Origin of the sequence: Paenibacillus sp. W4I10, assembly GCF_030816325.1 — a bacterium.
GTDB lineage: Bacteria > Bacillota > Bacilli > Paenibacillales > Paenibacillaceae > Paenibacillus > Paenibacillus amylolyticus_B.
Genome location: NZ_JAUSXX010000001.1, coordinates 2,974,985 through 2,993,870 on the forward strand (window position 1 = coordinate 2,974,985; position 18,886 = coordinate 2,993,870).

The following is an 18,886-nucleotide window of genomic DNA, read 5'->3' on the forward strand; positions in this document are numbered from 1 at the left end:
CCTTGCGTATTACCTGAAGTCTAATATTAATATACCTTATTATAGATAGGAAAAGCCAGTACTTCCCGAAAAGAGATCGTCATTGTCCTTAACTAGCGCTTCTGGCAGTGAAATAAAATGATGCAGTACTTTTGAAAATAAAAAAATGGAGCAGTTGCCCGCTCCATTTTTAAGATTATACGTTTATATTACTCGAAAGAAGAATCTTTCGCTGGACGACGTCCTTCGGTGCTGCTTGGACGCGGTTTGCGGTCACGGTTGTAACCACCTTCTCTGCTTCCACCGCCAGTGCTGCTGCCGCTGTTACGATCACGGTTGTAACCGCCACGTCCGCCACCACTGCTGTTGCGATCGCGGTTGTAACCACCACCACTGCCGCCACTACCACTTGTACGGTTACCGCTGTAACCTGATGGTTTACGTCCGCCAGAGCGAACATCTGGTTTACGACGTTTCGCACGGATTGGATCTTCAGGAGTCAGATCAACTTGAGCATCTTTCTTGTCACCTGTCAGGAGCTTCAGTGCAGCCGACAACAGTTGAACAGAATCATATTGCTCAAGCATTTGAATCGCAATACCTTTGTATTCGTTCAGTTCGCCTGATTGTACGATTTCCAGCAAACGCTCTGCTGTCAAACGTTGTTTACCTTCAACCGCTTCTGCCATTGTTGGCAGTGGTTTACGAGGAATACGGTGACGTGTTACACGCTCGATGAAGTGCAAGTGATCAATCTCACGCGGTGTAACGAAGGACCAAGCAGCACCCTCTTTACCCGCACGACCTGTACGACCGATACGGTGAACATAGCTCTCCGGATCTTGCGGAAGGTCAAAGTTAACAACGTGAGTTACGCCAGATACGTCGAGGCCACGTGCAGCCACGTCTGTTGCAACGAGTACGTCAATGCTTCCGTCACGGAACTTACGCATTACCGCATCACGTTGATTCTGGGACAAGTCACCATGAAGACCGTCTGCAGAATATCCACGTTTTTGCAAAGCTTCAGCCAATTCGTCAACACGACGTTTTGTACGTCCGAATACGATCGCCAGTTCAGGAGATTCCATATCCAACAAACGGCTCAATGCTTCGAATTTTTGACGCTCAGGTACTTCGATATAGGATTGGTCAATCAATGGTGCACTAACATGTTTCGGAATCACAGAAATGTGTTCAGGATTGTTCAAGAATTGTTGTGCCAATTTTTGAATGTTAGGAGGCATTGTTGCTGAGAACAGCATGGTTTGGCGCTCGTCTGGAACTTGTTTCAGGATGGATTGGATATCCTCCATGAAACCCATGTCGAGCATTTCATCTGCTTCATCCAGTACAACAGTTTGTACATCATCTAGTTTGATTGTTTTGCGGTTGATGTGGTCAAGGAGACGTCCAGGTGTACCAATGATGATCTGTGGTTTTCTTTTCAGTGCACGGATTTGACGCACGATATCTTGTCCGCCGTAGATTGGCAGGGAGCGCAGACCTTTGAAGCGAGTGAGTTTTTCGATCTCTTCAGCAACTTGAATTGCAAGTTCACGTGTAGGTGCCATAATAAGGGCGCGGATTTTCTCATCACTTTTTGTGATTTTGCTGATCAACGGAATACCGAATGCAGCTGTTTTACCCGTACCTGTTTGAGCTTGACCAATCAAATCTCTGCCTTCGAGTGCCAAAGGAATCGCTTTGGATTGGATCGGTGTTGCTTCTTCAAACCCGAGCTCAGTGATGGCTTGCAGCACCAGTGGTTCAAGATTGAAATCTGTAAAGTTTAAATTTGTCAAAATTATTCATGCTCCTTTTATATGGTGGACATGGTGGACAATCCACTTTGTTGTCTGTATTCTTAAGTAGCGTTAATATTTATAGGGTATCCCAACGGGACGAATTATTTTCATAACGAATATAATTCCATGAATGGGTCCCCAACATAAGACTAAAACTACATACATGTGTTTGAAACATTTCAAAATTTTATTGCTCCATTTAGGAAAAGTTTCCTACTCAAGAATATCCACAAATTATTATATCACAAAACAATTCAAGATTACCAGCAATCTGGTTTTAAATATAAATGAGGTGATTAAATTGCCCAAAATAATTTGGCACTCTATAGTGATCATTTTGGGTGCTGCAGCTATTGCCTGCGGCTTTAACTGGTTTTTGGTCCCCCATCAGCTTTTAAGCGGCGGGGTGTCCGGTATTTCAATGCTTCTGGGTTATTTTACAACGTTGAATCTTAGTATAATGTATTTTGTTCTTAACATTCCCCTGCTCATTGCAGGTTGGTTTATTCTTGGACGTCGTTTCATTACATTAAGTATTCTCTCGGTAGCAGCCACTTCTTGGTTCATTGCGCTTCTGCCTGTTTTTGCTGTGGCTACAGACCCTTTACTTAGTTCTGTATTTGGCGGTGTGCTTATTGGAATGGGCACTGGCGTTTCCTTCCGAGTCGGTGGCTCCACCGGAGGACTTGACATTGTTGGGTCCATTTTCACGCGTAAACGAGACTTTCCGATTGGTACAGTGATGGCCGGCATGAACGGTTCGATTATTATGCTTGCAGGATACCTGAGTGACAATTGGAACACAGCCTTGGCCTCCATGGTATCCATTTACATTACAGGCAAAGTGCTTGATCTGATCCATATCAGTCACGTCAAAGTAACACTGTATATTATCACAAACGAAACCGAAGCCATGTTAAAAAAATTACTTGTTCGGCCTCGTGGAGTTACCAAAATTAAGACTCAGGGAGCATACACGGATATTGAAAAGGACATGCTCATGACCGTTACCACCCGCTACGAGTTGGTTGAAATTAAACGTATTATCAAGGATACCGATCCAAATGCTTTTGTTAACATAGTGGAAACGGTTGGTGTTATGGGCTCATTTCGCAGAAGTTAAGACACCTGTACGGTTAACAATTCACAACATTGTGGTATAATAACGGTGTACGGCTCCTAAATATGTTGTATAGCAGGTTCAACCCTTCAATTTCACAGGCCATATGCTTTCCCGAATGCACCGAATGACTTACCATTTTGGAATTCGAGTAGGAAAGGGTGATTAATGTGGATATGGAAACGGTAAAACTGTTTGAAATTGTCAACAGATGGTGCCCGGAAATGCTCCCTTTCTTGAAACCGAATGAACTCGACTCACTGATTGTCCTCCGGGATGGGCTGGGCATCCTGGAACAGGGAGACGCAATGGAAATCATTCAGTACAGTATTTGTGAGCATCAAAATGAGATTTACATTCAATAATTTTTTTCAGATTGATCACGCCGCTTTTTGCAGGGGGATTTCCTCAGCAGGAAGCGGTTTTCATTTTTTCCATGTGTTTCATTACTTGCTTAATATGGTTAAAAGCCCGGAGGCTTTAATGTATAATTCATACATGGAATGCACATAAGGGAGTGGAAATGAATGAACATGTTTTTGGCTTTATTGGCAATGGCCTTTGGAAGCTTTGGTGGTGCCCCCGCAGCAGCGGATCAGGGAAATCCCCAGTTCCAATCGTTAACCAACAGTTTTAACACCGCAATCATCCAATCTCAAAAAGATCAGGTCGTTATTGATGCCGATAACCCACCTGCCAAAATTGATCCTCAACCTGACGCACCTGTGGTCAAAGGTATTTATGTCACAGCCTACAGCGCTGGCGGCGCACGTATGAAAGAATTGCTTGAACTGACAGACAGTACCGAACTGAATGCCATGGTCATTGATATCAAAGACGATCTCGGATACATAACTTATCCCACAGAAAACAAAGCGCTACAGAAAATGGGCAAATCTCAGCCCTTTATTCGGGATATCGATGCCTTGATGAAACGGTTGCAAAAACATGATGTCTACCCGATTGCACGTGTCGTTGTATTCAAAGATACGATTCTTGCCAAGAAAAATCCGGAGCTCTCCTTCCGCAACAAGGATGGATCTGTGTGGGCAAATGGCAAAGGCGATAGCTTTGTGAATCCGTACAGCAAGGAAGTATGGGACTACAACATTGAGATTGCCAAGGAAGCAGCCAAGCTTGGATTCAAAGAGATTCAATTCGACTACGTTCGTTTCCCGGAAGGTTTCGAAACTCGAGCCGATGTCCTGAAATATACCAAATCCGATAAGTCACGGGTCGATGTTGTGGCTGAATTCGTGCAATATGCACGCAAGGAGTTGGCCCCGCTAGGTGTTCGTGTCTCGGTTGATATTTTCGGTTATGCCGCTTCTGTACCTGCAGCTGAAGGCATTGGACAGGATTTTGTTAAAATATCCGAAAACGTGGACGTGATCTCACCGATGGTATACCCTAGTCACTATTCAACCGGCTGGTATGGGGTCAAGGACCCTGACAAAGATCCTTACACAACCATCAAGGGTTCAATGGAAGATACACACAAGAAACTGGACCCTACTAATGAACTCAAACCCGTCATTCGTCCGTGGATTCAGGACTTCACAGCAAGCTGGCTGGGCAGTGGGCATTATATCAAGTATGGCAAGAAACAAGTGGAAGACCAGATTAGAGCGATGAAGGACATGGATGTGCATGAATATCTGCTCTGGAATGCGTCCAACCGTTATACATCAGGTGTACAATATAAGTAATTCGCACTCTTTCATACTTCTCTTTTCATCCAACCTCGTTCTGCTTGAAGCGGAGCGAGGTTTTTTGGTGTTCATTTTTCTCTGTACACCCCCTACTCTGCTTCTGTCCCTATTCAAATTGAACAAAATCCTCTACAATAAATAGCTGTCCATATATGACACTTGGATGACATCTCTTTAGAATAGCGAGGCACTGCCAGTGAACATGAACACAACAAGTTTTTCCCAAAAAGTGAAGCAATTCCTGATTATATTTTTGCCCATCTTCACCACACAAATCGCCCTCTCTGCCATGTCGTTCTTCGACACCAATATGTCAGGCAAGTTTTCTCCGGCCGACCTTGCAGGAGTCGCAATCGGCACAAGTCTGTGGATGCCAGTTCAAACTGGACTAAGCGGGATTCTGATCGGTATTACACCTGTCGTTTCCCATCTGTTAGGTTCCAAACGTAATGATCAGATCGGGTATAACGTCATCCAGGCGTTGTATCTCGGGATTGCTGTCAGTCTCGTCGTGATCGGAGCCGGGGCGTTGTTACTTGGCTCTATACTAAACGGAATGCCTCTGGAACCCCGAGTTGCCCAAGTTGCATTCTATTTTTTGTGCGCACTTGCTTTTGGCATTATCCCGCTCTTCGGATATACGGTGCTGCGCAGCTTTATGGATGCACTAGGCCAGACGCGAACTACAATGTTCATTACGCTGGTCTCCCTGCCCGTTAATATTTTGCTGAATTATCTGCTGATATTCGGCCGCTGGGGCTTTCCACAATTGGGCGGTGTTGGTGCTGGTGTTGCCACAGCATGTACATACTGGCTGATCTTTCTTATTAGTCTCTTTTTTGTCCATCGGGTCGAACCTTTCGCCCAGTATGGCATTTTCCGTCAATGGACCCGTGTATCACTGTCCAAATGGAAAGAGTTACTCAAGATTGGAGTGCCGATTGGATTCGCGACTTTTTTCGAAACGTCCATCTTCGCTGCTGTGACTTTAATGATGAGCCGTTTCGATACCACAACAATTGCTGCCCATCAGGCGGCGCTGAACTTTGCTTCTACGCTCTACATGCTGCCTGTGAGTATATGCATGGCTCTTACAATCCTCGTGGGCTATGAGGCAGGTGCAGGGCGTCTGAAAGATGCCAAACAATACAGTCTGCTCGGAATTGGTGGTGCCATCGGCCTCTCACTGCTGACAGCGATCGTATTGATTGTGTTCGGCGAACAGATTGCAGGCGTGTATTCAAACGATCGAGAGGTCATTGCACTTACACAGCATTTCCTCATCTACGCTATTTTCTTTCAGATCTCGGATGCGATTGCTACACCGACTCAAGGAGCATTACGTGGCTACAAAGATGTTAATCCGGCACTAATCATTACGTTCGTAGCATATTGGATCATTGGCTTGCCTGTAGGTTATCTAACTGCTACGTATACTTCACTCGGAGCCTTCGGATACTGGATCGGCCTCATTGCCGGCCTTGCTGTAGGAGCAACAGCGCTTCTCTGGAGACTCTTCCTGGTACAAAAACAAGCCGCACTCCGCAAGGCGTAGCATTGATATACTCACTCCTGAAAACAACAAAAAGAGCACAATCCATGTTAAAGCGGGATTGTGCTCTTTGCTTATGAATCGAATTATTGGGACAAACGTTGTGCAAGCTCGTAAGTCACCATATCGAAATCTTTTTTTGTGTTAACCACTTTATCAATATCCGTCAGGGTAAGCTCACCCTTGATAATGCCACAACCTTTGTCTGTCTCGCCTGCGATCAGGCTACGAACAGCGAAGTCACCTAAGCGGCTTGCCAGGTTACGGTCGAATGGAGTTGGCGTCCCCCCACGCTGAATGTGACCCAGAACGGTTACACGCGGCTCATATGTCGGGCAACGTTCCATCAGTTCTTTTGCTACATCCTCACCCTTGCCCACGCCTTCAGCAACGATGATAATACTGTGGCGTTTGCCGTGTGCAAAGTTAGCTTTCATGCGATCTGCCACTTCGTCCATGTCAAACGGAACTTCCGGCACAAGAATCGTCTCAGCACCTGAAGCAAGTCCGGCATGCAGAGCGATATCCCCACAGTGACGACCCATAACTTCCACGATGGAAGAACGTTCGTGTGAAGACATCGTATCACGCAATTTGTTCACGGCATCCACCACTACACTTACAGCTGTATCGAATCCGATGGTATAATCGGTGAACGAAACGTCATTATCAATCGTTCCTGGAAGACCCATCGTGTTAATGCCCAGCTTGCTCAGTTTGTTTGCTCCGTTGTAAGAACCATCCCCACCGATAACAACCAGACCATCAATGCCACGCGCACGCAGAATGTCTGCACCTTTTTGCTGACCTTCAGCGGTATAGAACTCCTTGCAACGTGCCGATTGAAGAACCGTTCCGCCACGTTGGATGATATCCCCTACACTCCGCAAATCCATTGGGAAAATGTCATTATTCAAAAGACCCTGGTATCCACGTTGAACTCCATATACTTCGAGACCGTGAAACAGTCCACTGCGAACAACCGCACGAACAGCCGCGTTCATCCCCTGTGAATCACCACCGCTCGTTAATACTGCGATTTTCTTTACTGCTGTCATGATGTTTCTTCCTCCTCTAGTTTCACTTCAGGCTCCGCAATATTACACCTGACTTACATATTTTTCCGAATCCAGCGACTGAAAATGAAGAAAAATATTCTTGTGATCGGACTATTTTTCAGCAGACGTTTGGATACGACGCGAACTTCCTGTTGTTCGCTGACTTTGGGATCAGACAGGTAAATGGCAATCAGTCCTTCGATGATCATCCGGTGAAAGGAGCTTCCCGGAATCTTCTGTACATCACTGCGTGCCATCTCCACAATAAAAGCAATTCGGTCCAGCATTGTCTCCACATTCTCATAATAGTTGCAGAAGTTGAGATCTCCCCCGATGCGGTCCTCATCCTGATCAATTAAATAATCGAGCATAATGTGCAATGCGCATACATGTGGGAAATAGGCCGTGTGGATCGAGGCCGCTTGCTCTTCAGTCAACTGATCGTCACTCGCAGCCAGAAACAGCATGAAAACGCCCAGTGTAGAGCCAGTTGCAGCAGCAAATTCGTTCCAACGAAACTGAGGTGTGCGATGACGATGCTCCGACCACCATTCGAGCAGTGCCGTTTCTCTCAGTTCCGGCTTGATATGCTTATATACCTGCAGGTCCGTGTATAGGCCTGCCAGATCCTGAATTTGGGGCTTGGCGGACTCATAGCCTGGTAACTGACGGGTCAGTTCCTGACATGTGGTCACCAGATTCCGCAGATATCCGCCGTCATCCTGCTCCTCGCGGAGGGCATAATAATTGACGGGAATTGCTTCGGGATCTACCGCATCAAGCATAGATTGATGGAGAAGACGAAAGTCAGCCGGGTCCATCGAGGTGCTGCGGTCGCACAGATTGTCCAAATAATCACTAATAGTTTGATATGAAACGATCAGCGGAATCAGAATGTGTCTGTTGGGCAAGTCAGCTAATGCATAGACGGTTCCGCCTTCACAGTGAAACTGTTTATCCTTCAGACTGGCAAGTGCCTGTGTACGCAATTCCTCATTCGGAATCGCCTCAGCTTGAGCACGCCATCCATTCAGTGCCTTCCGTGTTTCCGGAATGGTGTATTTGTACACCCCTCTCATCAATGCCAGCGGTCCACGCGGATATTGATGACGTTTTCGATTTGATTGGCTCAAAATAAATGTGCCTCCACTTGGTTGAATACGTATTAGAGCGATTTTTAACCATTCCTATTATAATATGATCCCCTTAATTGTACAAATGATCTGCCGCATATTCCGCATAAAAAATCGCATCCGCGCCCAAAGCTTTGTGATATACTAGGCATATTTCATCCATCAAAGGAGTCGTTGACATGTCGTCAAGTGAATCACTTTCGTGGAGACGGTTATTTTCTTTTTTTGTGCCACTTGGCATTTCCGCCTCTCTCGTCACCATTTCTCACGTCATCATAAACAGCACATTAGCACGTTCCGCTCATCCCGAGACGGTTATTGCCAGCTATGCCATCGCTGGTAGCTTGTTAACCCTCACGGAACGCCCATCCACCCTGCTGCGGCAAACCTGTTCCGCACTGGTTCGCGATCGCCTTTCCTTTCAGGCCCTCACGTTTGTGACCAAAATATTTCTTGCCTGTGTGCTTCTCATTGGATTTCTCATCGTATACTCTCCCGTTGGTACCGGGGTGTTCAAATACTTGTTTGGTGTAAGTCCGGATCTGCTGACCAAAGTCATCGACGTATATGAAATTCTCATGTATGTGAGCATCTTTTCAGTGATCCGCAACATCTATCAGGGGATCATCATTACGAATAACCGCACCAAGTGGTTAACCATCGGCATGGTATTCCGTTTAGCCGGCATGTACGGCCTATCCCTCTATTTCATATTCACAGACAGCATTGACAGTGGACGTGTAGGCGCTATCATTTTTGCTGCTGGCATGATGATTGAAGCGCTCGTCAGCTTTCTGGAGGGAAACAGCATCAAGCGCAAGATGCCAGCCAAGCTTGAGGACCATCCCGTCGAGAGCAAGGGAGACGTATTTCGCTTTTATAAGCCACTGCTGTTATCCAGCTTTGTAGCGCTGTTCATAGGACCGGTTATTAACATTGTACTTGGCAAAACGACCGGGATCGCACTAGCCATTTCGTCCTTTGCCATAGCAAGCAGTCTGATGCAGTTGATGCTAAGCTTCTTTACATACATCCATCAGATCGTGCTGAATTTCTACCTTGTGGACGCCAAACTGGTACGAAAATTCGCACTTGTCACCGGATTTATTCCGTTTGCGATGATGGTGTCGATTGCCTATACCCCCTTGGGACCATGGGTACTCGAAAATGTCATGAGTGTTCAGGGCGAACTGTTGGAACAAAGTCTGTGGACACTGCGTGCGTTCGTCTTATTTCCGTTGATCTTCCCTTTTCTGGATTTCAGCAATGGCCTTATTCTGCTTCGCGGTCAGACGAAAACGATGTTTCGTTCGCAAACGGCGAATGCAATCTGCACGGTAATTGTGCTGCTTATACTGGTTAGTATTTTCCCTGCGTGGAACGGCATGATCGGAGCTGTAGCCCAATCCCTTGGTCTGCTCGCCGAACTTGTTATTGTCTGGCTCGTCATCCGGCGCACGAAGCAAGAACCTACGATGTCCGTGCCGAAAGCCCGTAAATCAACATCCCTGAAAGGGTAATAAAATCATTGAATTGTTATCAGGATTGGAGTCTCTCATCATGAAATTAAATCACAACGCCCGCCCGGACCAGAACTGGCTGCGGGCTCTCATGTTCACCATCTTTGGTTCCACCGTTCTGGTGGTATCCTACTTCCAGCTTTACTTCAGTCATCTGGGCTTCAGTCGGGCTGAGATTGGATATCTCTACGGAATTGGCCCCCTCATCTCCGTGTTCTCCAATATGTTCTGGAGCATGGCCAGCGACCGCTACCAAACGGTACGCAAAGTGATGATCATTCTGCTTGGTGGTCAATTGATCACAGGGATCATGCTTGCCAACGCAACAACTTTCGGTCAGGTATTTGTACTCGTGACCCTGTTTTACTTTTTCTATTATCCGGTCTATCCACTTTCCGATACGATGGCTATTACAACGGCCAGCAAGTACGGCCGAAATTTCACTTCCATTCGAGTCTTCGGATCGATCGGTTATGCCTTCTTTGCATTAAGTATCGGATATTTCCTTGGATCTTTTGGTCCAGCATGGACGATCTGGGTCTGCGTTGGTCTTGCTGCAACTACACTATTGATCAGTTTTCAATTGAAGGATCAACCTTCGGGGAGCAGTAGCAAAAATGGACCTATCGGGGTTATGGGCTATTTTGAAACGCAGAGATGTGCTCACCTTTTTTGGCTGTGTATTTTTGCTTGCCATGGGACATCGCATGAACGAAGCTTTTCTTACCATCACGCTAAAAGATCTGGGTGCCAGCGAGGGGCTGATCGGCTGGTCTTTGCTGATCTCTTCCGTAAGTGAAATCCCCATATTTCTACTGCTCAGCAAGTATGGAAACCGTTATAAAGAACTGCCGCTAATTGCTTTTGCTGCACTGATGTATACGGTTCGTTTGCTTCTCATGTCCATATCCGATACACCAGCAGCTGTCGTTGCAATTCAGACGATGCACAGTGTTACCTTTGGTATTTTCTACGTTACGGCGGTCCGCTATATCATTCGCCTAGTTCCGGACGGCTACAGAGCTACGGGTATGGCTTTGTTCACCATTGTCTGGTCCAGTGCTTCGGGACTTCTTAGCGGAACGTTAGGCGGACTGCTGCTGGAACATGCAGGTAGACAAACCTTCTATCTCACCGCTATGGCTTTCTCCCTGGCTGCACTGATCGGTTTCGGATTGAAGTTATGGTCCAGCATGACCAATCGCGTCTCCTGAACACACAGGGAACATACACCGTATTCAACCGTTATTTACACTGAAAATTTTAGAATCAAAAAAAGCACAGCCTCCCTTGGGGGACTGTGCTTAGATTCTTAATATTCAGCTATAAATTTATCATATATAAGAAGTCCGTTGACCGGAAAAATTCTTACAGTTTGTTTACGTTAGCTGCTTGAGGACCACGGTTTCCATCAGTGATTTCGAATTCTACCGCTTGACCTTCTTCCAATGTTTTGAAGCCATCTCCTTGGATTGCGGAGAAATGTACGAATACGTCCTCGCCGCCTTCAACTGAAATAAAGCCATAGCCTTTTTCTGCGTTAAACCATTTAACTGTACCTTTCAAATGAAAAACCTCCTAAAAATATCGCCATCTATGGCGAATACCCTTATTATACTGTATGGGCTTCCATTTTGCAATTTATCTTTCCATAAATGTCGAAAAAATTTGCTTTGAATCGTAGGGTACGGTATCATTTTACCAAAACCGTTAGTTTGGAGACTACCTATGATAAAAAAACATGAAATATACAAAACAGACAAGTGGAATATGATGACCGTAGAAGTTCAAGGCAAATATCTCGTACTGCGAGAAATTTCGGAAGAGTGGGGCGAAGAATGCCATACTTTCCTAAGCCGTCCTGCATTAATGCACTGGGCTGAACGCCGTTTCCCAAAAGCAGATTTTGAGAACCGTGAGGATGAATGGCGTCAATTGATGGCTGCCTTCAAAGGGGTCTAACCCATGCAGCTTGACTCAAGCAATGTCGTCATCTTTATTATCCTTGCCTTCTCCCTTGGTATTGTGCTTATTCTGGGACGCAATTCCATCCCGGATCGACTGAGACGGGGAATGGCGCTTATTGCTACCCTGCTCATTTGTTTCGCCTTTTTCCTGATCGTTTATTTTCTGTATAACATGGGAACCTAATCACGGGGACCCAGATGCTCAAATATTTCAACGTGCCTAAGGTCATACTATACGAGATTATTCGTATCGTAAGGAGGAAGGCCGTTGAAATACCAGAAATCGCTATCTGTTATCCTGGTACTTAGTCTGATTCCTTCGTCTCTCTCCGCACAGGCGAGCGCGACGAAGGCAGCTTCGTCCATACATTCATCAGATCATCAAAGGAGGATTTCCATGAGTCAATTATTGAAACGTTCCGAGGTGCCAGCTGAGCATAGCTGGAAACTGGAAGATTTATTTGCCGATCAGAAAGCCTGGGATCAGGAATATGAAGAAGTATCGTCTTTGACCAAGAAGGCCTCCGAATTCCAAGGCAAACTGAATCAACCCGATGTACTCAAATCTTGCTTCGAATTCGAAGATGAGATCAGCCTCAAAATAGAACGCCTCTTTGTGTACGCACGTATGCATCAAGATGAAGACACAGCTAATCCTACATATCAAAACCTGTCCCAAAAAGCCCAGAAATTAGGCGTACGGGTTGGTGAAGCACTTTCTTTTGTCACACCGGAGATTCTTTCCCTGCCGGATGATCAGTTGGACGCATTTATTGCGAACGAAAAACTCTCTGCTTATACATTTACGCTGGAAGAGATGAAACGCGAAAAAGCCCATGTTCTTAGCCAAGCAGAAGAGGCTTTGCTTGCACAGGTAGGCAACCTTTCACAAGCACCACAGACCATCTTCAGCATGCTGAATAACGCCGATCTCAAGTTTCCAAGAATCAAGGATGAACATGGTAAGGAAGTCGAGCTGACACACGGCAGCTACATTCAGTTCCTGGAGAACCCTAACCGTGAAGTTCGCGAACGTGCCTTCAAAGCGGTATACGAAACCTATGCCAAACAGAAGAACACAATTGCCGCTGCCTTGAACGCAAATGTAACCAAAAATATGTTCTATGCTAATGTTCGGAAGTACCCTTCCGTGATGGAAATGTCCCTATATGGAGATAACATCCCAACGGATGTGTATACCAATCTGGTAGACACCATTCACGAGTGCCTTCCGTTATTGCATCGTTATATGGACCTGCGCAAAAAGTTGCTGGGTGTGGATCAATTGCACATGTACGATCTGTTCGCTCCACTCGTAGACGAATACAAAATGGATATTACCTATGAGGAAGCGAAACAAACGGTCAAAGATGGTCTGAAACCACTCGGCAAGGACTATGCTGACGCATTGCAGACTGGATATGATAACCGCTGGATCGATATATATGAGAATGAAAATAAACGTTCAGGCGCATATGCCTGGGGCGCTTACGGCACTCACCCGTATGTCTTGTTGAATCACAAAGATAACCTGAACAGCATGTTCACACTCGCACATGAAATGGGTCACGCTCTTCATTCACATTACTCGGATACAACACTTCCGTATCGTGATGCCCAGTACACCATCTTCCTGGCTGAGGTTGCATCTACAACCAATGAAGCGTTGCTCATGGATTATCTGCTTAACAAATCAACAGATCCAAAGGAAAAATTGTATCTGTTAACCTATTATGCCGACCAATTCCGTACAACGGTATTCCGTCAGACCATGTTTGCTGAATTCGAGAAAATCATTCATGAACGTGCGGAACAAGGTGACGCATTAACACCACAATTGTTATCCGAGATCTATTATGATCTGAACGTTAAATATCACGGAGAAGGCATGGCTGTGGACAAAGAAATTGAAATGGAATGGGCTCGTATTCCCCACTTCTATAACAGCTTCTACGTTTACAAATATGCTACAGGCTTCTCCGCAGCGACAAGCTTTTCAAAGCAAATCCTGGAAGAGGGCCAACCGGCTGTTGACCGATATCTTGGCTTCCTGAAGAGCGGTGGCAGTGATTACTCCATCAACATTCTGAAAAAAGCAGGTGTGGATATGTCTACACCACAGCCAATTCGTGAAGCTATGAGTGTGTTCAAGGAATTGATTGAACAGATGGAGCAGCTAACCAAATAAGGTTGTCTTTCCATGTGACCTGCATCCCTTGCCCGTTTGGGCAGGGGATTTTATCATCATTGCAAGATGCAACATACCTGAATACGGGTAATGCATATCTAGTTCTCAATTGTTCAACAAGGAGGCAACACCATGAAAATGCAATGGGCACTCATAGCAGGTCTTGTTTTTGCACTGCTCACGGGAATCTTTGCGGTCATTAATGTGGATTCCGTACAAGTCAACCTGTTATTTAACACGGTACAAATCCCGCTGATTTTGCTCATTCTCGGCTGTACCCTGATCGGTGGAATTATTGTAGGGTCATATGGCATTTATCGCCAATACAGACTGCAACGTGAAAATAAACAACTGAAATTGCGTGTATCTGAATTGGAAAGTTCCGCGACAAGCCAATCTTCACTCGATTCTTTCAAAACGATGGATTCTCTTGACTCAAATGAACCCAACAGCCTATTGGAGAATGATTCGATCCAGAGTCAGCGCAAAGGAAACCCTACGGGAACACTGTAACCAATCAGAGACAGCCTGCTGGCGAGTCAGGAATGGTAGTATCACATTCTCTCCCCCAGACAGGCTGTATTTTGTTTCACACCATACCCACGATCCGAGGAGGAAATTACACAATGAGTTTTACAATTGATGAATCATACGTTCTGTCTTTCCTGAAAAAATTGCTGGATACACCAAGCCCAAGTGGTTACACACATCATATTATCGAGATGATCCGGAAGGAAGCAGCAGCACTGGGCATCGCCTGTGAGCTGAATAACAAGGGCGGTGCGGTGCTTACATTGCCCGGACAGGACTCTTCCAAGACAATTGCTTTAAGCGCTCACGTAGATACGCTAGGGGCCATGGTTCGCTCGGTTACATCCTATGGCACATTGAAGCTTACCTCTGTCGGTGGGTTTTCGATGCAAAGTATCGAAAACGAATATTGCACCATCCATACACGGGATGGAAAGACATACACAGGTACCATTCTCTCCCTTCATCCGTCTGTACACGTCTATCCGGATGCACGCACATTTGAACGGACCGAGAGCCATATGGAAGTTCGAATCGATGAAGTTGTCTCCTCCAAGGAAGATGTGTTGAAACTTGGGATCTCTGTCGGTGACTTTATCTCCTTTGATGCTCGCGCAGTCATCACGCCGAGTGGTTATATCAAATCACGTCATCTGGACGACAAAGCCAGCGTGGCAGCCCTCTTCGGCATCCTTGAGTCTGCACATCGTGAAGGCTGGAAACCATTACATAACGTCTCTCTGCTTATCTCGAACTATGAAGAAGTTGGACATGGCGCATCGTATATCCCTGCGGAAATCAGTGAAATGATCGCTGTAGACATGGGAGCCATGGGTGATGACCTGAGCTGTAAAGAAACTGACGTTTCCATATGTGCCAAAGATTCTTCTGGCCCGTATGACTACGATATGACCAGTCGTCTCATTGAACTGGCCAAACAGGATGGGATGGATTACGTCGTGGACATTTATCCCCACTATGGCTCAGATGGCAGTGCAGCATTACGCGGAGGAAACAATATCCGAGCAGCACTGATCGGTCCGGGGGTTCACGCATCTCATTCCATGGAGCGTACGCATAAGGATGCTGTCCTGAATACGGCACGATTGCTCGCAGCCTACATTACAACCAAGTAAAACAGAATCATTGATCGACGAAATTGTCATGGATAACATTCACATGTTCGTCTAAGCAGAAGGCCCCTTCCAAGCACACAATTCGGTATGCTTGGAAGGGGCCTTTGTTGTCATATCTCTTAATCTGCCTGTTCCACATATGCATGATACTTACGATCCAATATCTCTAACTCTGCCTTATGGTCACGGATTTCATTTCTTAACACATGCATGGTTTGCCGAACCGCGCTCAGTCCATCCTTCACCTGACGTTCGGCTTTGCGAATTTTGTCCTGAACCATCCAATCTACGAAGAGGTTATCGAAGAAATAGTCTGCGAATGAAAGCAGACCTCCCAGATGCAGATCCGCGTGTACTGCCATCTCTACATCCTCCAGTTCCTTCTGAAAACGTCGTAGACGCTTACCTGCATCCATGATGGCGACCTGAGCGTCATCCATTCGTCCTCGCTTGATATGCGTGGAGATGACCCCACCGCCCATCATGTCATATACACCCCAATTACCTGCCGAAGACAAAGCCTTCTCGGCACGTTCAAGAGCATAGAGCAGATATTCTCCCTCCCGGAAAGCTTCATCCAGTTCTTGTAGCTCGCTCGCCAGATGTTCCCGATTCTCAGCCATCTGTTGCAATTCCGCATCCTGGTCCAGCAGTCGACCTTCCTTCTTCCCCCACAGAGCGTTGTAATCGCTTTGCCAGTACTGATACTGCCGCCCGCCCTCCAACTCCTGCTCCACATGGATTCGTTGCTCCTGTACGTCTTGTAACATGCGACAAGCGGTGTCGTATGCAGCCTTGCTCTCCATGAGTTCGAGCTCTTCCTTCTCCAGACGTTCTGTCTTCTTGCCAATCAGTTGATAGAAAAATGCTGACAATGTCATACTGTTCAATCGATCAACGTCCTTCTGCTCCTTCTGGAGATGCTCCAGACGACGTTTTACCTTTGCTTCCCATTCAGTTTCCTCCGTTTGAAGCTTCTCCAAACGTTTGGTCCATTTCTCGTAAATTCTCCCCTTTTCCTTAAGCACTGCCAACTGTTGATTAATTTCCTTATACATAAGTGTGGTGTTCTCTCCCTTCTATGGAATTCTTTACTTATAAAACGTAATGAGCATACAGAACGTTTCACTTTAATACGCAAATTCACAGACAAAAAAATCGCCCTTTTCTCCAATGCGACATAAAGTCACTATAGAAGAAAGGGCGATGTTTAGTTATAAATCAAGACTTGCTCTGTTCAATCTGCTCTGCAAGTTCATTCAGAACGGTCCAGCGTTCCATCAATTCGTCCAGATGACGCTCAGCCTCAACCTGCTCCGCCATCAACTCCTGCAGACGGGCAGAATCACTAAATGACTCTTCCATCTCTTTGTTAATCCGGACAAGATTGGCTTCAGCCTTCTCAATATTTTCATCAATCTGGTCGTATTCACGTTGCTCCTTAAAGCTGAATTTCAACTTCGGTTTAGCCACTGACACAGCAGGCGTCGTTTTCTCCGATGACTGCTTCACCTTCGCTACTCCTGTGTCACTTTCCTGAGTAACTCCGGGTGCATTTTTCAGCATCCATTCCGCATACTCACTGTAGTCGCCGACGTGTACACGTACAGCACCGTTGCCCTCAAAAGACAGCACTTTATCCACAGTACGATCAAGGAAATAGCGATCATGGGATACCACAAAAACAACACCAGGGAAATCATCCAGATAGTCTTCCAGTACGGCGAGTGTCTGGATGTCCAGATCATTCGTCGGCTCATCCAGCAGCAATACATTCGGCGCAGCCATCAGCACACGCAGCAGATACAGGCGACGCTTCTCTCCACCAGACAGACGCGAGATTGGCGTCCACTGGGATGCCGGAGTAAACAGGAACCGCTCCAGCATCTGGGATGCTGTAATCAGAGAGCCATCGGCTGTTTTCACATTCTCGGCCACTTCCTTGATGTACTCAATCACACGAAGGGATTCATCCATCTCCTGATGTTCCTGTGTGAAATAGCCCAGATTGACCGTAGGACCAACATCAACCACACCTGCATCGGGTTCCAGCTTGCCAGATATCATCTGTAACAGCGTGGACTTACCACTACCGTTCGGTCCAACAATCCCGACCCGATCTCCAGGTACGGCAATATAACTCAGATCTTCAATCAGTTTGCGACCACCGACGGATTTGGAAAGATGCTCGATCTCCAAAATCTTTTTACCCAGACGAGTGGATCCAACCGATACTTCCAATGAACCCGAGCGCTGGACTCCTTGTTGGTCTTTGAGTTGTTCGAAGCGATCAATTCTCGCTTTTTGTTTTGTTGTCCGTGCCTTGGCACCGCGACGAATCCATGCGAGCTCCGTCCGAAGCAAGTTCTTACGTTTCTGTTCGGAAGAAGCTTCCCGTTCTTCACGTTCTGCCTTCAGTTCCAGAAAGCGTGTATAGTTGGCTTCATACCGGAACAAACGACCATGATCCAATTCCAGCATGACATTGGCCACACGATCCAGGAAATACCGATCATGCGTAATCATAAGCAGTGCGCCGCGACGCTTCTGCAAGTACTGCTCGAGCCATACTACCGAATCATTATCAATATGGTTCGTCGGCTCATCCAGAATGAGTAGTTCGCAAGGATGAATTAACGCAGCAGCGAGTGCTACCCTTTTGCGTTGTCCACCAGACAAAGTGCCCATCAGTGCATCGAATTGACGAATACCCAGTTTGGACAAGATACTCTTCGCTTCACTCTCCATCTGCCAGAGCTGAAGCTGCTCCATTTGCTGATTCAAACGTAATAACCGCTCTTGCAATGCTGGATCGAACGAATTCAGCTCCAATAATTCCATCGTTTCCGTATATTCACGCACGGTTTTCATTTCCATGCTGTCACCTTCGAATACTTGTTGCAGTACCGTATTATCCGGATTGAAGTCCGGATTTTGCGCCAGGAACTGAATACGCACATCATTACCGATCGAGATCTGTCCCGAATCTGCAGGTTCCATGCCAGAAATTACACGCAAAAACGTGGATTTTCCGGTTCCATTTACCCCAACGACACCAATCTTGTCCTGATCAGCCATGCCAAATGAAGCGTCCTTGAACAATATTTTCTCGCCATAACTTTTTGCAATTTGTTCTACCGTCATTATGTTCATTGCTCGTACCCACTTCTCTGTAAATTAAA

The 18,886-nt window shown here is 46.2% G+C and carries 18 protein-coding genes; 12 read left to right on the forward strand and 6 right to left on the reverse strand.

Annotated features, from left to right (window positions below):
• Positions 1-188 precede the first annotated feature (188 nt).
• Complete coding sequence (cshA, locus tag QF049_RS13170; RefSeq protein ID WP_307537938.1) at positions 189-1,784, reverse strand: degradosome RNA helicase CshA; 1,596 nt, start codon at positions 1,782-1,784, stop codon at positions 189-191.
• A 304-nt stretch (positions 1,785-2,088) separates the two neighbouring features.
• Between cshA and QF049_RS13175 the strand changes: the two genes are divergently transcribed.
• The 4 genes from QF049_RS13175 to QF049_RS13190 all read left to right on the forward strand — a co-directional run bounded on the left by QF049_RS13175 (position 2,089) and on the right by QF049_RS13190 (position 6,174).
• The gene (locus QF049_RS13175) at positions 2,089-2,910 is read left to right on the forward strand and encodes a YitT family protein (protein ID WP_124113945.1); all 822 of its coding nucleotides are present in this window, start codon (positions 2,089-2,091) and stop codon (positions 2,908-2,910) included.
• Positions 2,911-3,083: 173 nt separating this feature from the next.
• Positions 3,084-3,272: a hypothetical protein gene (locus tag QF049_RS13180; RefSeq protein WP_029880762.1), complete on the forward strand. Its 189-nt coding sequence runs from the start codon at positions 3,084-3,086 to the stop codon at positions 3,270-3,272.
• 162 nt (positions 3,273-3,434) lie between these two features.
• Entirely contained in the window at positions 3,435-4,616 is a 1,182-nt protein-coding gene (locus QF049_RS13185) for a putative glycoside hydrolase (protein WP_307537941.1), read from the forward strand.
• 205 nt (positions 4,617-4,821) lie between these two features.
• Positions 4,822-6,174, forward strand: coding sequence for an MATE family efflux transporter (locus QF049_RS13190; RefSeq protein ID WP_307537943.1), 1,353 nt, complete (start codon positions 4,822-4,824; stop codon positions 6,172-6,174).
• Between the two features lie 83 nt (positions 6,175-6,257).
• Here the strand turns inward: QF049_RS13190 and pfkA are convergent, their stop codons facing one another.
• Positions 6,258-7,229: a 6-phosphofructokinase gene (pfkA, locus tag QF049_RS13195; protein WP_053783630.1), complete on the reverse strand. Its 972-nt coding sequence runs from the start codon at positions 7,227-7,229 to the stop codon at positions 6,258-6,260.
• A 53-nt stretch (positions 7,230-7,282) separates the two neighbouring features.
• Positions 7,283-8,362 carry a tetraprenyl-beta-curcumene synthase family protein gene (locus QF049_RS13200; protein WP_307537945.1) on the reverse strand — a complete coding sequence of 360 codons (1,080 nt, stop codon included), beginning with the start codon at positions 8,360-8,362 and terminating at the stop codon, positions 7,283-7,285.
• A gap of 179 nt (positions 8,363-8,541) precedes the next feature.
• Here QF049_RS13200 and QF049_RS13205 point away from each other — a divergent pair, with 179 nt between their 5' ends.
• Genes QF049_RS13205 through QF049_RS13215 form a run of 3 tightly spaced genes read left to right on the forward strand, consistent with a single transcriptional unit; the run spans position 8,542 to position 11,096 of the window.
• Positions 8,542-9,882 (forward strand): polysaccharide biosynthesis protein, encoded by a 1,341-nt coding sequence (locus tag QF049_RS13205; RefSeq protein ID WP_307537947.1) that lies wholly within the window; start codon positions 8,542-8,544, stop codon positions 9,880-9,882.
• A 40-nt stretch (positions 9,883-9,922) separates the two neighbouring features.
• Positions 9,923-10,681: an MFS transporter gene (locus QF049_RS13210; RefSeq protein WP_307537950.1), complete on the forward strand. Its 759-nt coding sequence runs from the start codon at positions 9,923-9,925 to the stop codon at positions 10,679-10,681.
• Positions 10,569-11,096: an MFS transporter gene (locus QF049_RS13215; protein ID WP_307537952.1), complete on the forward strand. Its 528-nt coding sequence runs from the start codon at positions 10,569-10,571 to the stop codon at positions 11,094-11,096. Before QF049_RS13210 ends, QF049_RS13215 begins: the two co-directional genes overlap by 113 nt.
• Before the next feature lie 154 nt (positions 11,097-11,250).
• Here QF049_RS13215 and QF049_RS13220 read toward each other — a convergent pair whose 3' ends face one another.
• Positions 11,251-11,448 (reverse strand): cold shock domain-containing protein, encoded by a 198-nt coding sequence (locus QF049_RS13220; protein ID WP_017689394.1) that lies wholly within the window; start codon positions 11,446-11,448, stop codon positions 11,251-11,253.
• Between the two features lie 162 nt (positions 11,449-11,610).
• On the opposite strand from QF049_RS13220, the gene QF049_RS13225 reads away from it, so the two are divergent.
• The 5 genes from QF049_RS13225 (at position 11,611) to QF049_RS13245 (ending at position 15,704) form a co-directional block, all read left to right on the forward strand.
• Positions 11,611-11,844, forward strand: coding sequence for a hypothetical protein (locus QF049_RS13225; RefSeq protein WP_017689395.1), 234 nt, complete (start codon positions 11,611-11,613; stop codon positions 11,842-11,844).
• A gap of 3 nt (positions 11,845-11,847) precedes the next feature.
• Positions 11,848-12,033 (forward strand): hypothetical protein, encoded by a 186-nt coding sequence (locus QF049_RS13230; protein ID WP_047842378.1) that lies wholly within the window; start codon positions 11,848-11,850, stop codon positions 12,031-12,033.
• 213 nt (positions 12,034-12,246) lie between these two features.
• Positions 12,247-14,037, forward strand: coding sequence for an oligoendopeptidase F (gene pepF / locus QF049_RS13235; RefSeq protein ID WP_307537955.1), 1,791 nt, complete (start codon positions 12,247-12,249; stop codon positions 14,035-14,037).
• A gap of 132 nt (positions 14,038-14,169) precedes the next feature.
• Positions 14,170-14,550 carry a LapA family protein gene (locus QF049_RS13240; protein ID WP_105598114.1) on the forward strand — a complete coding sequence of 127 codons (381 nt, stop codon included), beginning with the start codon at positions 14,170-14,172 and terminating at the stop codon, positions 14,548-14,550.
• Positions 14,551-14,663: 113 nt separating this feature from the next.
• On the forward strand, positions 14,664-15,704 hold the full coding sequence (locus tag QF049_RS13245; protein WP_307537959.1) for a M42 family metallopeptidase: 1,041 nt from the start codon (positions 14,664-14,666) through the stop codon (positions 15,702-15,704).
• A gap of 119 nt (positions 15,705-15,823) precedes the next feature.
• Here the strand turns inward: QF049_RS13245 and QF049_RS13250 are convergent, their stop codons facing one another.
• Together QF049_RS13250 and QF049_RS13255 are read right to left on the reverse strand one after the other, a co-directional pair.
• On the reverse strand, positions 15,824-16,762 hold the full coding sequence (locus QF049_RS13250; protein ID WP_307537961.1) for a hypothetical protein: 939 nt from the start codon (positions 16,760-16,762) through the stop codon (positions 15,824-15,826).
• Between the two features lie 163 nt (positions 16,763-16,925).
• On the reverse strand, positions 16,926-18,857 hold the full coding sequence (locus tag QF049_RS13255) for an ABC-F family ATP-binding cassette domain-containing protein (protein ID WP_307537963.1): 1,932 nt from the start codon (positions 18,855-18,857) through the stop codon (positions 16,926-16,928).
• Between the last annotated feature and the right edge of the window lie 29 nt (positions 18,858-18,886).

What these genes read in the sequence shown, in the direction of transcription:
- QF049_RS13180 (WP_029880762.1), top strand. Translation starts at nt 3,084, where the DNA reads ATGGAAACGGTAAAACTGTTTGAAATTGTCAACAGATGGTGCCCGGAA.
- QF049_RS13185 (WP_307537941.1), top strand. Translation starts at nt 3,435, where the DNA reads ATGAACATGTTTTTGGCTTTATTGGCAATGGCCTTTGGAAGCTTTGGT.
- QF049_RS13190 (WP_307537943.1), top strand. Translation starts at nt 4,822, where the DNA reads ATGAACACAACAAGTTTTTCCCAAAAAGTGAAGCAATTCCTGATTATA.
- pfkA (WP_053783630.1), bottom strand. Translation starts at nt 7,229, where the DNA reads ATGACAGCAGTAAAGAAAATCGCAGTATTAACGAGCGGTGGTGATTCA.
- QF049_RS13205 (WP_307537947.1), top strand. Translation starts at nt 8,542, where the DNA reads ATGTCGTCAAGTGAATCACTTTCGTGGAGACGGTTATTTTCTTTTTTT.
- QF049_RS13210 (WP_307537950.1), top strand. Translation starts at nt 9,923, where the DNA reads ATGAAATTAAATCACAACGCCCGCCCGGACCAGAACTGGCTGCGGGCT.
- QF049_RS13225 (WP_017689395.1), top strand. Translation starts at nt 11,611, where the DNA reads ATGATAAAAAAACATGAAATATACAAAACAGACAAGTGGAATATGATG.
- QF049_RS13230 (WP_047842378.1), top strand. Translation starts at nt 11,848, where the DNA reads ATGCAGCTTGACTCAAGCAATGTCGTCATCTTTATTATCCTTGCCTTC.
- pepF (WP_307537955.1), top strand. Translation starts at nt 12,247, where the DNA reads ATGAGTCAATTATTGAAACGTTCCGAGGTGCCAGCTGAGCATAGCTGG.
- QF049_RS13240 (WP_105598114.1), top strand. Translation starts at nt 14,170, where the DNA reads ATGAAAATGCAATGGGCACTCATAGCAGGTCTTGTTTTTGCACTGCTC.
- QF049_RS13245 (WP_307537959.1), top strand. Translation starts at nt 14,664, where the DNA reads ATGAGTTTTACAATTGATGAATCATACGTTCTGTCTTTCCTGAAAAAA.
- QF049_RS13250 (WP_307537961.1), bottom strand. Translation starts at nt 16,762, where the DNA reads ATGTATAAGGAAATTAATCAACAGTTGGCAGTGCTTAAGGAAAAGGGG.
- QF049_RS13255 (WP_307537963.1), bottom strand. Translation starts at nt 18,857, where the DNA reads ATGAACATAATGACGGTAGAACAAATTGCAAAAAGTTATGGCGAGAAA.